Annotated in this window: 13 protein-coding genes, 3 tRNA genes and 4 pseudogenes; 9 read left to right on the forward strand and 11 right to left on the reverse strand. The window is 37.8% G+C overall.

Annotated features, from left to right (window positions below):
• The first annotated feature begins 7 nt into the window (after positions 1-7).
• Genes ACFIK0_RS07305 through ACFIK0_RS07315 form a run of 3 tightly spaced genes read left to right on the forward strand, consistent with a single transcriptional unit; the run spans position 8 to position 1,132 of the window.
• A complete protein-coding gene (locus tag ACFIK0_RS07305) occupies positions 8-400 on the forward strand; it encodes a hypothetical protein (RefSeq protein ID WP_375663727.1) in 393 nt (130 codons plus the stop codon).
• Positions 336-947, forward strand: coding sequence for a hypothetical protein (locus ACFIK0_RS07310; protein WP_375637779.1), 612 nt, complete (start codon positions 336-338; stop codon positions 945-947). Before ACFIK0_RS07305 ends, ACFIK0_RS07310 begins: the two co-directional genes overlap by 65 nt.
• On the forward strand, positions 944-1,132 hold the full coding sequence (locus ACFIK0_RS07315; protein ID WP_375637778.1) for a hypothetical protein: 189 nt from the start codon (positions 944-946) through the stop codon (positions 1,130-1,132). Before ACFIK0_RS07310 ends, ACFIK0_RS07315 begins: the two co-directional genes overlap by 4 nt.
• 244 nt (positions 1,133-1,376) lie before the next feature.
• Here the strand turns inward: ACFIK0_RS07315 and ACFIK0_RS07320 are convergent.
• The 10 genes and pseudogenes from ACFIK0_RS07320 to ACFIK0_RS07365 form a co-directional block, all read right to left on the reverse strand.
• Positions 1,377-2,052, reverse strand: a pseudogene (locus ACFIK0_RS07320) (phage antirepressor KilAC domain-containing protein).
• A gap of 431 nt (positions 2,053-2,483) precedes the next feature.
• A pseudogene (locus ACFIK0_RS07325) lies at positions 2,484-3,025 on the reverse strand (hypothetical protein).
• A gap of 3 nt (positions 3,026-3,028) precedes the next feature.
• A complete protein-coding gene (locus ACFIK0_RS07330; RefSeq protein ID WP_375663728.1) occupies positions 3,029-3,349 on the reverse strand; it encodes a hypothetical protein in 321 nt (106 codons plus the stop codon).
• Positions 3,350-3,515: 166 nt separating this feature from the next.
• Positions 3,516-3,847: pseudogene (locus ACFIK0_RS07335) on the reverse strand (type II toxin-antitoxin system PemK/MazF family toxin).
• A pseudogene (locus ACFIK0_RS07340) lies at positions 3,847-4,104 on the reverse strand (AbrB/MazE/SpoVT family DNA-binding domain-containing protein). The pseudogenes ACFIK0_RS07335 and ACFIK0_RS07340 overlap by 1 nt, the downstream one beginning before the upstream one ends.
• Before the next feature lie 126 nt (positions 4,105-4,230).
• Positions 4,231-4,545 carry a hypothetical protein gene (locus ACFIK0_RS07345; protein ID WP_375643602.1) on the reverse strand — a complete coding sequence of 105 codons (315 nt, stop codon included), beginning with the start codon at positions 4,543-4,545 and terminating at the stop codon, positions 4,231-4,233.
• A gap of 171 nt (positions 4,546-4,716) precedes the next feature.
• Complete coding sequence (locus ACFIK0_RS07350; RefSeq protein ID WP_375643597.1) at positions 4,717-5,046, reverse strand: hypothetical protein; 330 nt, start codon at positions 5,044-5,046, stop codon at positions 4,717-4,719.
• 30 nt (positions 5,047-5,076) lie between these two features.
• Entirely contained in the window at positions 5,077-5,307 is a 231-nt protein-coding gene (locus tag ACFIK0_RS07355) for a hypothetical protein (RefSeq protein WP_273791439.1), read from the reverse strand.
• Positions 5,304-5,465 (reverse strand): hypothetical protein, encoded by a 162-nt coding sequence (locus ACFIK0_RS07360; protein ID WP_342753378.1) that lies wholly within the window; start codon positions 5,463-5,465, stop codon positions 5,304-5,306. Before ACFIK0_RS07360 ends, ACFIK0_RS07355 begins: the two co-directional genes overlap by 4 nt.
• Positions 5,466-6,013: 548 nt before the next feature.
• Positions 6,014-6,099, reverse strand: a tRNA-Leu gene (locus tag ACFIK0_RS07365).
• A 146-nt stretch (positions 6,100-6,245) separates the two neighbouring features.
• Between ACFIK0_RS07365 and ilvA the strand changes: the two genes are divergently transcribed.
• The 3 genes from ilvA to ACFIK0_RS07380 all read left to right on the forward strand — a co-directional run bounded on the left by ilvA (position 6,246) and on the right by ACFIK0_RS07380 (position 9,762).
• Positions 6,246-7,523 (forward strand): threonine ammonia-lyase IlvA, encoded by a 1,278-nt coding sequence (ilvA, locus tag ACFIK0_RS07370; protein ID WP_375663729.1) that lies wholly within the window; start codon positions 6,246-6,248, stop codon positions 7,521-7,523.
• Between the two features lie 35 nt (positions 7,524-7,558).
• Entirely contained in the window at positions 7,559-8,089 is a 531-nt protein-coding gene (locus tag ACFIK0_RS07375) for a hypothetical protein (RefSeq protein WP_375631485.1), read from the forward strand.
• 290 nt (positions 8,090-8,379) lie between these two features.
• Positions 8,380-9,762 carry a DEAD/DEAH box helicase gene (locus ACFIK0_RS07380; protein WP_375663730.1) on the forward strand — a complete coding sequence of 461 codons (1,383 nt, stop codon included), beginning with the start codon at positions 8,380-8,382 and terminating at the stop codon, positions 9,760-9,762.
• A 1,387-nt stretch (positions 9,763-11,149) separates the two neighbouring features.
• Here ACFIK0_RS07380 and ACFIK0_RS07385 read toward each other — a convergent pair.
• Positions 11,150-11,224: transfer RNA gene (locus tag ACFIK0_RS07385), tRNA-Asn, on the reverse strand.
• A gap of 184 nt (positions 11,225-11,408) precedes the next feature.
• Here ACFIK0_RS07385 and ACFIK0_RS07390 point away from each other — a divergent pair.
• The 3 genes from ACFIK0_RS07390 (at position 11,409) to ACFIK0_RS07400 (ending at position 13,736) form a co-directional block, all read left to right on the forward strand.
• Positions 11,409-11,482 (forward strand) — tRNA-Cys (locus ACFIK0_RS07390).
• A gap of 220 nt (positions 11,483-11,702) precedes the next feature.
• Positions 11,703-12,377 carry a protein-L-isoaspartate O-methyltransferase gene (locus tag ACFIK0_RS07395; protein ID WP_375663731.1) on the forward strand — a complete coding sequence of 225 codons (675 nt, stop codon included), beginning with the start codon at positions 11,703-11,705 and terminating at the stop codon, positions 12,375-12,377.
• 66 nt (positions 12,378-12,443) lie between these two features.
• Positions 12,444-13,736 carry a TolC family outer membrane protein gene (locus ACFIK0_RS07400; protein WP_375663732.1) on the forward strand — a complete coding sequence of 431 codons (1,293 nt, stop codon included), beginning with the start codon at positions 12,444-12,446 and terminating at the stop codon, positions 13,734-13,736.
• The last annotated feature ends 138 nt before the right edge of the window (positions 13,737-13,874 follow it).

Here is a 13,874-nt window from a genome sequence, read left to right on the forward strand (position 1 = left end):
AGACACGGTGACAGCAACGACAAATTCTGCGAATACAGCCGCCTCTGAGGCAAAAGTGTTAGCAGAAGAAGCAAAGAGTGCATTGACAGAAGTTCAAGAGAAGGCACAGAGGAACAGTGACAGTCTTTCTGAACTTCAAAGTAAGGTAGGTTCTCTTTCCACTAATTTTTTAGAGAATGTGCGTTTTAATCAACCTGACAGAATTCTGGAAGCCGATTCACACAATAGAAAAGGTCTTGTGATCAATGCAGGGGCGTGTTTTCGCTTTTATCGTGGCGGTGAGAATGGGGATAGGTCCATCTTTTACCGCATTCCAGTGCGTGGAAGTGCGTCTTTTGAAGAATATATTGAAGCAGGAAAGGATTATTATATATATCGTCCTAAAAGATCAGACGAATGAGATAGCCCTTAAGCTTTCGCAAAATCCGACGGCTCCTGATGGCTATACAGAGGATAATTCTCAAAAGATTGGCGGATTTCATACGCTTTGTGCGGATGTTGGTGAGATTGAAGGTCATCTCTTATCGGGTTATCAAGCAGGGGATATTTTGCCTAATTCTGTTTGGTGTTTAAATCACCGTCCACGTAGTGACCCAGAGGGAATGGTTTACAATCCGTGGCATAATATTTGGGTTGATATTTATCTTCAATCAGGGACAGGTGTAAATGCAAAGTCGGCATATGGTGTTCCGATTACGACCAATCGTAGCTATGCAGATCATGCCTTTGATTTTTGGTCTGTTAATAAGAGATTTTTGACGAGTGATGAGTTCTCGCCAAGTATGTATGGAAGTAATCAAGCAACCAGTATTGTCGGCAATCAAGCGCCTTCTCTTAAGACGTCTGGAGGACACGTTGATACAAACAATAGACGGATGATTTCGCATATCGGTTGTGAGGATGGTGCGGTTATGTTTGGCAATATTTGTCTGGTTGTTATCCAGTGACTAAATGGCATACAGGGGAGCAAGGAAGCAGTTTACGTGTAGACATAAATGTTATGTTGGGAGGAGGCGATTGGACTGGTGGCTCTAACAATGATCATCTTGTACGGAATTTTGCGCATTCTCGTTATGTAGAAGATGAAAAAATAGGCGCCCGTGGATGTAGCGAGCCACTTTATTATAATTAGCGCGAGATTGATTAGAACATCATTTTATCCAGCCCCACTTTTGTGGGGCTTTTTTTATGGAGCGTCAGATGAGAAAGATATCGAAAGAAGGATTGGCACTTCATCTTGAAGTTTTAAAATCAAAGCTTTTTCTACTAAACTCATGATGTCAACCAGAGCAGTACAATCTTATCACTCATATTTTCATGTCTAGAAAATTGAGATAATGCCATCCATAAATCGCATAAGAAGTTAGTATTTACCTTCATTGCACACCTCCATGGATTCGTTCTCTCAAACATGCCAATCCTTTAGGTGTGATTTTTGTTGAAGGCAGCACCTTTTCTGTTCCATCCGGTTTTTGAATGGTGATGGCAGAACAGTCTATGAAGCCTTTTTTGATTTTATCCTGATTAAGGTAACAATGGACCACTCGGAGCACGTCGATACACCCAATCATTTTTACGCAAGTAATCTGTTAAATCCTTTGGTCTTATCTCCAACATCTTCGCGGCTTCAATCAAACCAAACAAACCATCAGAGCGTTTTAAGCCTTCTAAAGCTTTTGCTTTTAGTGCTAATTCTGAAATAACATGGTCTTTCTGCTCAATTTGATTTTGTAGATGATTTAAGGCGCCAAGTAATACTTCGGGTTTGGAGTAATCAATTTGTGGAATAGCTACTTGTCTTTCCAACTCTTTCCAACGGTCAATTATCTTTGCTCGTAAGGCAGTGCTGTAACTAGAAACAAGAATTAAGCATTCACGCTTTGGCAGGTTATAACAAGGGCGGCTTTCACCTTTGTTATCAAGGTAGTGCCCACCAAAATCAACCTCCTCAAATTTGAGGGCGTTAAGTTCTTCAAGCGTTTTCTTGATGTCACGCATAATATTGTCATGCCTTTTGCCACATAATTCAGTAATTTTAATAATGGTATTCATAAAGAATTCTTAGATGTTAGACGTTCCTTAATGACATTCTAAAAGAGTGCTGGGCGCTAAAAAACACGGCATCTAGTCCGTCGTTACGCCTTTCCCCGAAGGGTGTTATATGGCATCACCATACCCGACAAAGCTATTATATGCATGTAGCAACAATGAGTTAAGTGTACAATGTACAGTCAAATTGAAAATTCTGTCGCTAGCGATAGTTCGCACTAGTCTGCCCGCAACGAAGCCAACCCGCTGGGAAGTACATTTTGCATTGATTTTATTGACTTTTTTATGAAAAAACAAAGCATAAGTGATAATCTGTTTTTAAAATTGCAATAAGAATATGTAATTCCTAAACTCATAAGGATATGGAATATATAGATAAAGTTTAAGAACATAATCTAGCTTTTCTTGTTGGCAGCGTATTCATGATGAGCAAGTTAGTTCTGTATATTGGCAATTAATCTCTCATTGGCTTTTTTACAATAGCACTTGCAATCTCTGTCTTTGACATGACCTCAGAAGTTGAGGGTCCCTCTTGTTTTGCAATGGGGAATTGATCTCCATCCGCTCTTTGAAAAACATTACCATTCAGCTTTTTTAACTCAACACGCTTTGGAAAACTCTCACCTTTGATAAAAGCATGGGGTAAGATTTGTTTTTTTTCAAACAGTTGTGTAAGTCACGCCACGTTTTGTTCTTTTACTTTAAAAAATTTAAGAGGTATCGGTGTTCCAGAACCAATGATATCTGTCTCAAGAAACCTTGCTGTTGCCTTTTCTTTAATATAAACACCTCTTCTTATACGCTTTATTTGGGCTGATGAGATGTCTGCAACTTGCTTTTCAGTAAAGCGTTCAACTTGTTTTGCTGCAGTGTTTAGAGCATTACGCAGAGCCCAATTAAGGCGTGGTGCTTGAAGGTTTGTGAAGGTATCTTTTACCTGTTGAAGATACCATTTTTGGTGGATGATTAACTTCAACTTCTAAGCCTTTTTTGGGGTAGGTGTTGATGACTTAGAAGCTTTAGATGCTTTTGGCTGTTCGAGTGGAATTTCCTCTGTCACTGGTTCAGACGATGTTTGTACGGCTTCTTGTTTTATCTGCTTAATTTGTTCAACTGTCTTGTCTGTTTTTGCTGTTGTCTTGACTCCAATAAAAGGTTTTACAGCATTAGCGCGCTTGAGACGTGCGTAGACTTGATTGGAAATTTCAACAAATGGATTATTGGGTGTTGATGGTTCAAAGCGAACAGTGCTTTTATTGTCGCCAACAACACACATTGGCTTAGTGATGACAGCTTTCATTATGGCTCCTTTTGAGTCATAATTAATGACATCATTAGTCAATTATTGATTTTTATTCTGTGAAAAATTGATTAGCCGATTGTCAACAGAAAAAATCATGATCTTATGCTTTTTTACTTTTTACCTAAAGTTGGTGTTTTTAAACATAAAAAAGTGTAGAAAAAATTCAAGTAAGAAATGTTGATAACCTTGCTAAGACTTCATCCATAATTATATATGGAATAGTTTCCATTCTTTTTCCATTACGCGCTACTATATCTAAAGCACGCGGTTGGTCGCAGCGTATCACACCTGTTGTATGCAGCTCTGTTCCCACCAATGAAATAGCAAAATCTGCTGTTCTAGCAAAATTTTCTCCACTCGTAATGGGCAAAACAATGGGTGTTTTGTTAAATGATTAAACGCCTCCGGTGATACAATCAGTACAGGACGCGTTCCTTTTTTCTCATAAACAGAAGTTGGGTCAAGCGATACAAACCAAATTTCACCTCGCTTCATTACAAGAGCTCTCTGCCAGCAGGTTTAGCATCAAACCACTCTACATCTTTATCCGCAAAATCGTCTGAAGGATTACATTGGGCTAACAATTCTTCAAGAGTGTAATTTTGCGATATCTGTGGTTTCACAACCAATTATCCATTGTCAATAACCAAACCCACTTGCATATTTTCAGTAAGATGAAGAACATCAATCAATGCAGGCGGTATAGAGAGTATAACTGATCCTCCAACTTTACGTAATTTTGTTGTGTGCATAAAACGCCCTCTCTAATATTATATAAAAATATAACATAAAGCCCATGATTCAATAGCTTTTTATGCTTTTGTGTAAAATGTTTAAGAAGCGCATTTAGAGCAATACGCAATATACTCTGAATAAAGTCAATATTTTTTTATCTCTCTGCTTATCTCGTCTATAAGAGGTTTGTAATTGAGAACGCTTTTCGGAATAGTACCATCGTAAACCCATGCTTTTACTTGCGCTTTGGTACTAAAATCCGCATTCTTAGGTGTTTTGTAATACTGACCACCATCAAACTTTGCACACTCTCTTGTGCCGTCTTCATATTCGTAGAGGTTGTAAAGATACTCCTCTGCTCCGTCCCCCCCATAGTGCATATCCAGCGCCGTTGCAGCAAATCTCTTTCGCATGGGCTGTTTACGGTTTTTTAAGAATAGATGTTTTAAAATGAATATGCTTTAATCCTAATTTTACAAATTTGTCTATTTGCCTCAAATTTGATCGTACAGAGCGTTTTATAGGATAGGTTTTTTATCATAAAATCTTTAAATTGCTCTGTACGGTGCCATTTTTTCGATTTAAATGCACATCCAATCACAAAACGATCAGCAATTTTCACTAGTTTACTAACCTGCAATGTTTTTCAATGTTCCCCCAAGACCATTTAAAATCCCTTCAAGCTTTTGCTTTTCAACCAACGCGAGTGGTCTTGAATTCTCTCTCATTGCCTTTTCTTTCAGTCTTTTTTCACGGGTGTTCAAAACAGCCTTGCGTACTAGATTGGCTTTCGTCAAAAGACTATTTTCCAAATCACGACATAAGCTTACTAACTCACGAGAGCTTGGAAAAAACGTATCCGATAAACCTTCTAACTCATCGCATAAAGTCCGTTTAACCGTTTTTATCAGTGACCACGCAGAAACACTTTCCAAAACCATTCCATAGGTAAGCGCCATACCTTCATGATCTGCCTGTTGCGAAATTTTTCAACCACACGAAAGCATCCGAATTGCTTTAGCTATGTCCTTTTTGCTCGCTTTTATTGAAAACAATTCGTGAAGTTGATCACAAGCATCTAAGGCAATCGTTTCCTGCTGTTGTGTCAATGCACGGCCACTCTTCAAAACCAAAGGAAACTCCGGAGCTATCATCTCGTGAATGTGTTTTAAAGTGACCTCGAGACCCGATATCAAGGGTGCTGTCTGAGATGCGTTCACCAACGCTTTTTTGCCTTTGAGAGTGATTTTCCATAGTTTTTTCCTTTCCCTAAATCCTCGATAGCTTTTTGCACCCAATTGCGCCACGTTGCTTTCCAATCCGTTTTGCGTGCATCCTTGCGTGCTCTAGATTTCCAGTAATCTCGAAATTTTGCCATTTCGACTTTCACACGCTTTGGAGGCAAACCCTCTTTGATTGCGAAATCATAAACAGATTCGAAATCATCAGGGATACGACAGCCACGGTCATTTCTAACCCATTTCGCTTTTCTTCATATTATCTTACTCCTGTTAAGAGTGTGAATGTGCTGCTGGTGTTGGAGAAATATTAGGGTTGATTATAAGGCGTTTGTTAGATGCAAATGACCTCGAAGAAGAGCTTAAGCATTACAAATCAGTTACAACAGAAGCTAAGCGAATTTTACCAAGCTCTGTTGTGAAAGCTGCTTAACGTTAAAAACACGACTCATTTCTTCATCCTCAAGGATGAGGAGATCAAGATTAACTGCCTCTCCATCCTAAAAGACAAGGAGGAGGTCAACGTGCTAAAAAGGTACCTCAAAAAGCAGCAATGATTCGTATTTTAGCATCATCGCTGTACCGTCTGATAGCGTTATAATAAAGTTGCGAAAGGTGGTTTAGAAGGTGCTTTAATTTTTGTTGATTTTTAATAAATCATTGGAAAATAAGAGAGATTAAGATACAATGGTGCGGACGGCGGGACTTGAACCCGCAAGGTCTTCGACCGGCAGATTTTAAGTCTGCTATGTTTACCGTTTTCATCACGTCCGCGATGTGAGTTCTCTCATAAGCTATATCTTTTATTGAATCAAGAATTAATGACAAAAGAAACATTTTTCATTTTTTAGTGAAATTTTGACTGACAATAGTTTCCTTTATCGATAGAAAAAGCTTTTATAATGTAAATAAAGCGTGAAATGATTAGTGTTATGAGTCAATTTATTCAAGACGTCACAAAAGCTATGGTGGGATTGCATCACGTGTTTGCTGAAACACCACTTCAAAGAAATGATTTTCTTAGTCAAAAGTATGATGCAGAAATTTATTTAAAGCGTGAAGATTTAACACCGGTGCGGTCTTATAAGATTCGTGGTGCTTTCAATTTTGTTTCAGAAATGCTTAGCTGTATATCACCAGATTCTGCATTTGTTTGCGCTTCAGCGGGGAATCACGCGCAAGGGGTTTCTTTTGTTTGTCGTTATTTTAAACGTAAAGGCGTGATTTTCATGCCCATGACAACGCCACAACAAAAAATTGAAAAAACACGTATTTTTGGCAAAGAATTCATTGATATTCGTTTGATTGGTGAAACATTTGATCAATGTTATGAAGCTGCGCAATCCTTTGTCGTGGAGAGCGGTGGTGTAATGGCTCCACCTTTCGATGATATTCGCATTATTACAGGGCAGGCAACAGTGCTTTGTGAAGCTGCTTTACAATGGAAAAAACTCAATGGAGAAAGTGAGCCAGATTTGATGATTGTGCCGGTAGGGGGCGGTGGTTTGGCAAGTGGAGTGAGCAAGTTTTTACATGAATATGGTTGGAAAACAAAGCTTCGTTTTGTTGAGCCGCAAAGAGCTGCAAGTTTGCTTGCTTGTTTGGAGAGTGGAAAACGCGTTAAGCTTGAAAGCATTGACACTTTTGTAGATGGTGCTGCTGTGGCTGAAATTGGTGCACTAAACTATACAATTCTAAAGAAATTTCCCGCTGATTCTGTCATTACGGTTCCTGAAAACCGCGTTTGTTCTACGATGGTTGAAATGCTTAATGTGGAAGGTGTGGTTCTTGAACCGGCTGGTGCTTTATCGATTGATGCGCTTAACAGTATTCCTCCTCAAGAGTTAAAGGGGAAAAAAATTCTTCTCGTTATTTCAGGAGGTAATTTTGATTTTGAGCGTTTGCCAGAAATTAAAGAGCGTTCTTTACGTTTCCAAGGGTTGAGAAAATATTTTATTTTTAGTTTTCCGCAACATCCTGGTGCATTGCGTCATTTTCTTTCCACATTATCACCAGATGATGATATTGTGCGTTTTGAATATCTTAAAAAATCAGCGAGAAACTTTGGTTCTGTATTGGTTGCGATTGAAACAAAAAAATACGGTAATTTTTGTCTTCTAGAGGAAAAATTTCAAACGTTAGGTTGGCGTTATCGTGATATTACTGATGATCAAACGTTATTTGATTTTGTTATTTGAGAAACTGAAATTTTACTAAAACAAGAAGTATAATGATGAAACCTATTTTTTATTCGGTGCTGAGTCTATTTTTCTTTTTGATTGTTAATCAACAGAGTTTAGCATCTCAGCCAACGATAGTACAAAAAGCTGAACTTTCAAGAGTCGTTGTTGATGTCAATAATGCTATAAAAAATGGGGATTTTATGCCTATTTCTCGTTATATGCCTGAGCGGCTTTATAAAGAGATGGCACATCGATTGAATACAACAGAGAGTGCTTTACGTAGTGATTTTCTTCAACAGTTGCATAGGAAATTTGAGGGGTTGCCTTCTGGTGCTTATTATTTAGATAAAGAAAATATAGAGTATTTACAAACTGATAATGGTACTTTGTATGCTTTAATTCCAACAGTTCTTGATATGAAGGATCGCATCATTCAATATAAAACTTTGGCGATTTTTGATAAAAACCAATGGTATTTAATTTATGGCGGTCAAAAAACTTTACAAAATCCAGTTTTTCTCGAGATTTATCCTGATTTTATCAAGGTACATTTACCGATAGACACAATCATCAAAAAGTAAACGATCTAAATATTGTTTTTATTCATGATAAATGTATTTCGTAAAGTTCTTGCTTTTTTATCATAATCCAAAGATAATAGAGATGAAGGCATTTAGGCTGGTTTGTTGGCTTTTTGTAAAGTGAAGTTTATACGCCTTTATCTTGATTTCAAGGTGTTCATAAGTTGCGCAAGCCGCTTTTTAGGCGTTGCTTCATTTAAAATGTCAGGGATTTCTCTTGCGCGGATTCTTGAGTGAAGAGTTCAGATGGTTACTTCTTTTGAGTTCTTCAGCTAAGGAAAGATTTTATTTTGCCTATAAAAGAAGAAAATGTTTTTACAAAGTTAGGTTTACCTACTCTTTTGATTAAAAATTTACTCATTGCTGGGATGAGTAAACCTAAACCTATACAAGAACAAGCTATTCCAGTGATGTTGAAAGGACACGATATTTTAGGTGTTGCTCAGACAGGCTCTGGAAAAACCTTGGCATTTGGTTTACCTATTTTAAGTCAGATTTTGGCTTTGGGTGATAAACGCTGTCCTAAAACTGCACGCGCTTTGATTTTAGCTCCAACGCGTGAACTTGCTGTTCAGATTGATGAAACGATCCGTACTGTGGCGAAAGGAGCACATCTTTCAACATGTCTTATTTTTGGGGGCGTATCACGTTTAAAACAAATTAAACGTATGGAAGCAGGTGTGGATGTTTTGATAGCGACTCCAGGGCGTTTGAGAGATCTTGTTCGTGAAAAGTGTGTTGATCTTTCCCAATCTCGTTTTTTGATTTTGGATGAAGCAGATCGTATGTTGGATATGGGGTTTATTCATGATGTTAAGCAAATTGCAAAGCTTTTGCATCAAGAGCGTCAGACAGCACTCTTTTCTGCAACAATGCCGAGGGAAATTGCTGTGCTTGCAAAATGTTTACTCAATGATCCGGTTAAAATTGAAGTTGTTCCTCAAGGTACTACGGCTGTAGAGATTTGCCAAAAATTATATTGTGTTCCTACGAATGAAAAAAAGAATGTTTTAAGTAAACTTTTGACAAATCCAGCTTTTGATTCGGTTATTGTTTTTACTCGAACTAAACATGGGGCAGATGCTGTCACACGTAGTTTAGAAAAGATAGGATATTTAGTCGCAACAATTCATGGAAATAAATCACAAGGTGCTCGCCAGTCTGCTTTAAAAGCTTTTCGTGAAAGATCTGTGCAGATCCTAGTGGCAACAGATATTGCTGCACGCGGTATTGATATACCAGGGATAAGTCACGTTATTAATTACGACTTACCAGATGAAGCTGAAAGTTATGTACATCGTATTGGTCGTACAGGACGTAATGGCGCATCTGGTGTAGCACTTACGCTTTTTGATGAGAAGATAGAAAGGTCCCGCTTGCGTGCTATAGAGCGCTTGATTCGTATGAAATTGGTGGCTGAGGCTGTTCCAGAACAATTTGCAGCGTTTCCAGAAAAGCCAATTGTGCGAGAAAGTAAAGAAAACGAAAACGATAAGGAACGCCGTTTTAAAAAATCTAAACGTCAAAAACAGTTTTTAGGTCGAAAAGATGATACCGCACAGTTGCAGCGGAAGAATTCTTCACCTCAAAATGAGAGGCATAAAAAAGCAAAAGCGGTGGCAAAGCGTGCAAGGACTTTTCGTTTTCGGAAATCAGTTAAGAAGGCTGCTTAGATAAAGTCTTGAAAAAAGATCATGTACAGGAGATTTTTTACTTTTGTTGATTTATTCTCAATTGAAAAGAGCTATAAAATACTCTTGTCAAAGTAAGAAGACCCTTCAGAGGTTTTCATTTTTTAGAAATGAAAACCTCTAACTGTTTGGATTTATTTGAAAATCTTTAAAAATCATTATTGTAGAGGCAATTATTTATTTGCTTTATTCCCATTTTTTAAAATGGGAATAAAAGTAGATTTTATTTATATAAAATTATTTTTATATAGGATGTGTTTTATCTTTAATGATGACTTTTAATTTTAAAAATTGATGTCTAATAATAACTCACTGTTTTATATATTGAATAGTTCATTATATCGTAAATTTTTTTTCATTTTGAAGCTATTTATGCGGATCAATCAAAAGTATTCACTTGCACGTTATATGTGAAATTATTGTATAAATGGACATTTGAGAAATAAATAAAATGTTCTTATAAACTCTTTCAAAGGCAAGGGGGGGTGCTAAGATTGAGAGTTGGAAAATAGTATGATGGTATGGCTTTTATTATAAATAAAGATGGGGCTGATCAATCGATTTCATTTTTACCATTTACGGGAGTCACTGTGAAAGAGGCTTGGGGGATTTAAGAGATATCTCTTTAAAAAAGCGTGTGACTGCATAATACAATAGCGAGAATGTCATGATTTCTGAAGGCTTTCTCAGGATTCTCAACAATTTAGCTCGTTATCTTTGTTTTTACTGTAAAACACTATTAGTTTGGGAGGATATAAAGTCTACAAAACTTTATGCATTAAATGTTTTATGACAGTGTCATGAATATCCAAGGCAAGGTTGTTTGTAAAGCGTTGAAGTGGTTAGCAGGAGGAACAACCTGTTAGATAAGACGTCGGAGTGTTTACAGACTTGTTTTATGTTTTTTGCTTTTAGGATGGGGAGGAGGTTATGTGGGGTGTATGGAGATAATATATGACCTTGATTGTTGTTTCTTTCATTTTTCAAAATGATTGCTTCATGAGCAGGTTTTTAAGTTTAATTCCTTTATTGAGTACAAAGCATTCTTTCTTTGGAAAAAATATATGAGACCGATTCATTGCTGATGGAGCTTAATAATTCATCTCTGATGAAAGAAATCGTAATTTATAATGTGCAAATAATTGCAGTGTCCTCTTATAACGGCGCGGTAGTTTGAAAAAAGTAATCTTATTTGTGCTATTTTAAAATGAATCAATCGCTTTTTGCGTTCATTGCAAAAAATACATCCGGTAGGATATTGCGTTTCTACTTTATTGCAAAAATCCTATTCCATTACTTTTATTAACGAATCCCTCACTGTAAAAAACACCTGGAAAACCAATAAGTTATTTGTGATAGAAAAGAAAAGTGGCTCCCCGGGCCGGATTCGAACCAGCGACCAACCGGTTAACAGCCGGTTGCTCTACCGCTGAGCTACCGGGGAACGGTGCCCAATCATTTAATTGAAAAGGCTATAGCAAAGCAATACTGATTTGCAAAGGATAAAATTACTTTTTTTTAAAAAATATGATAAATTGTGTAATAAGAGGAAAAAAGGCGAGAGAAGATTTCTACACCTTGACGGATGCGTTGCCTTCCCTTATTGAAACCTTTATGTTTGTTGACGAGGCCTCGTGGCGGAATGGTTACGCAGAGGACTGCAAATCCTTGTATCCCGGTTCGATTCCGGGCGAGGCCTCCAGCCGATTTTAAACGAAACGGCTTTTAAGGGAGATGAGGTATAGGAAAATAGATTATTTCCCTCTATTCTTGTGAAGACACTTTTGTATGAGAGATTATACAGTTAAAATCTAATTGTTGACTGTAGCATCCTTTTTTGTAATGCCCATAGTTTAAGAGATCTTTATCCCTTATTGTCGCTGTTTGGTTTGTTTTTTGTAGGTTAGGAGAAAATATTCGTTATGGTTGCAGATTTTGCTGAGCTTCGTCGCAAAATGGTTGACAATCAAATTCGTACAGTCGATGTAACGGATTTATCAGTTCTTGAAGCCTTTTTAACGGTGTCTCGTGAAGATTTTGTATCGGAAGATATGAAAGTGTTAAGTTATCTTGATACCGATATTGTTCTATGTCCAGAGCAAGATGGGGTTCCTGCACGCTACTTGATGAAACCTGCATCTCTAGCGAAATTACTACAGCTTGCCGCTTTAAAATCATCAGATGTTGTTTTAGATATTGGTGCAAATAGTGGTTATTGTGCAGCGTTGCTTGCAAAACTTGCAGGGTCTGTGATTGCGCTGGAAAGTAATAAATCTCTCTTTGAACGTGCTCTTGAAGCTTTAGAACGTAATCAATGTGATAATGTGGTTGTCGTTCATGGTCCATTAGAGCAAGGATATGCTGTTGAGGGACCTTATGATGTGATTTTCATTGAGGGATCTGTTGATTTTATTCCTCAGGGTATCTTTGATCAAATGAAAGACTGTGGACGTCTTGTTGTGGTTGAAGGGTATGGAAATGCTGCTGTTGCACAAATCTATATAAAAGAAGATGGGATCATCTCGGCTCGTCGTGCTTTTAATCTCGCTGTAAAGCCTCTTCCTTGTTTTTTCAAAACACTTGGTTTTGTGTTTTAGTGCTTGTTTGTTTTGTGAATAAAAGATAATTTTGTAATTTATTTGGGGTTTGTTATTGTGTGTATTATGTTTAGAATAAACAAGAAGTTTCAGGCATGTTTATTACTGGTGTTGAGTGTTTTACTATCAGAGACTGTTTGTGCTGAAACATTGATGGATGCCTTTTCTAAGGCTTATAAATATAATGCTAAGTTGAATAGTGAACGTGCAGCTGTGCGTATATCCAGTGATGATGTTGTCATTGCGCGATCAGGGTTATTGCCACAAGTTGAGGGGGTTGGGAACTATGGGCGGAATAAGTCTTTTACAGGTCCTTATGTCACTTCTGGATCTATAGGAGTGAGATTAAATCAAAGATTATTTGATGGTTTTATCACGCAAAATATCTTTTCTTCAGCTCAAGTTAAGTTGCAGGCTCAGCGTGAATATCTTCGTAATGTTGAACAAAATACGTTTCTAGAGGTGGTGACCGCTTATGCTAATGTCTATCACGCACGTCGTGTTGCCGATCTTCGGAGAGAAAATTTGGCAGCTCTTGAGGAACACGTTCGTTCCAATAAAGCAAAATTTGATGTGGGTGAAGGAGGGCATGTTGATCTTGCCCAAGCTCAAGCTGCACGTTCCGTGGCGGTTTCAGAGCTGAGTCTTGCTCGTGCTGATGTAAAAGCAGCAGAGGCAGTGTATCGACAAGTTATTGGTTCTGATCCTGAAAAGTTAAAACGCCCACCCATAGCCAATGATTTTCCCGTCAACCTTGATATGGCTTACCAAATGAGTGTTGTGATGCATCCAGCAATCCTTTATGCTAAATATTTAGTTGATGCGAGTGCTTATAATGTAAAGGCGAAAGAAGGGGCATTGCTCCCTAAAGTTGATTTTTCTGCAACAGCATCTTATAATCGAATCTACAGCGGGGTTGGAGAAGATGGCGTTTCTAAATCGATAGGATTGTCAGTAAGTGTCCCAATCTTTGAAGGAGGGCGTACGTCTGCGCAAATTCGCCAATCAAGGGAACAGCTTGGACAGGCGCAGCTTCAACTCGATTTGGCGCATAGTAATACGAGGCAAGCACTGACTTCTGCTTGGTTTCAGTTGGAGGGTGCACGCTCATCTGTTATTGCTTACCGTGAAAGTGTTCGTGCTGCTGAAATTGCTCTGAAAGGTCGTGTTCAAGAAAATCGCGTAGGGCAAGCAACGACGCTGGATGTTTTAAATTCTCGTACTCTATTGATTAATGCTCAGATTGCGCTTGCAATGGCGGAGCGTAATGCTGTTGTGGCGAGCTATAGTGTTCAATCTTCTATTGGTAAATTGACTGCAAGTTATTTAGGTTTAAAAACAATTAAATATATCCGATAATGTATAAAAGTATCTCTTTAATCTTAAATTATTTTAGTTTTTAAAAGATTAGTAAATCAACAGTTGAATATGTTAAAAAATATTGCGGCGAGATATTATCTTTATAAAGTGTAGAAAACTGTGTGTAGCGCCCTCTTT

Origin of the sequence: Bartonella sp. CL63NXGY, assembly GCF_042194905.1 — a bacterium.
Lineage (GTDB): Bacteria > Pseudomonadota > Alphaproteobacteria > Rhizobiales > Rhizobiaceae > Bartonella.

Bases quoted from the DNA above. Each gene is read 5' to 3' on its own strand.
- ACFIK0_RS07330 (WP_375663728.1), bottom strand. From the start codon at position 3,349: ATGAAAGCTGTCATCACTAAGCCAATGTGTGTTGTTGGCGACAATAAA.
- ACFIK0_RS07350 (WP_375643597.1), bottom strand. From the start codon at position 5,046: ATGGCGCTTACCTATGGAATGGTTTTGGAAAGTGTTTCTGCGTGGTCA.
- ACFIK0_RS07360 (WP_342753378.1), bottom strand. From the start codon at position 5,465: ATGGCAAAATTTCGAGATTACTGGAAATCTAGAGCACGCAAGGATGCA.
- ilvA (WP_375663729.1), top strand. From the start codon at position 6,246: ATGATTAGTGTTATGAGTCAATTTATTCAAGACGTCACAAAAGCTATG.
- ACFIK0_RS07375 (WP_375631485.1), top strand. From the start codon at position 7,559: ATGAAACCTATTTTTTATTCGGTGCTGAGTCTATTTTTCTTTTTGATT.
- ACFIK0_RS07395 (WP_375663731.1), top strand. From the start codon at position 11,703: ATGGTTGCAGATTTTGCTGAGCTTCGTCGCAAAATGGTTGACAATCAA.
- ACFIK0_RS07400 (WP_375663732.1), top strand. From the start codon at position 12,444: ATGTTTAGAATAAACAAGAAGTTTCAGGCATGTTTATTACTGGTGTTG.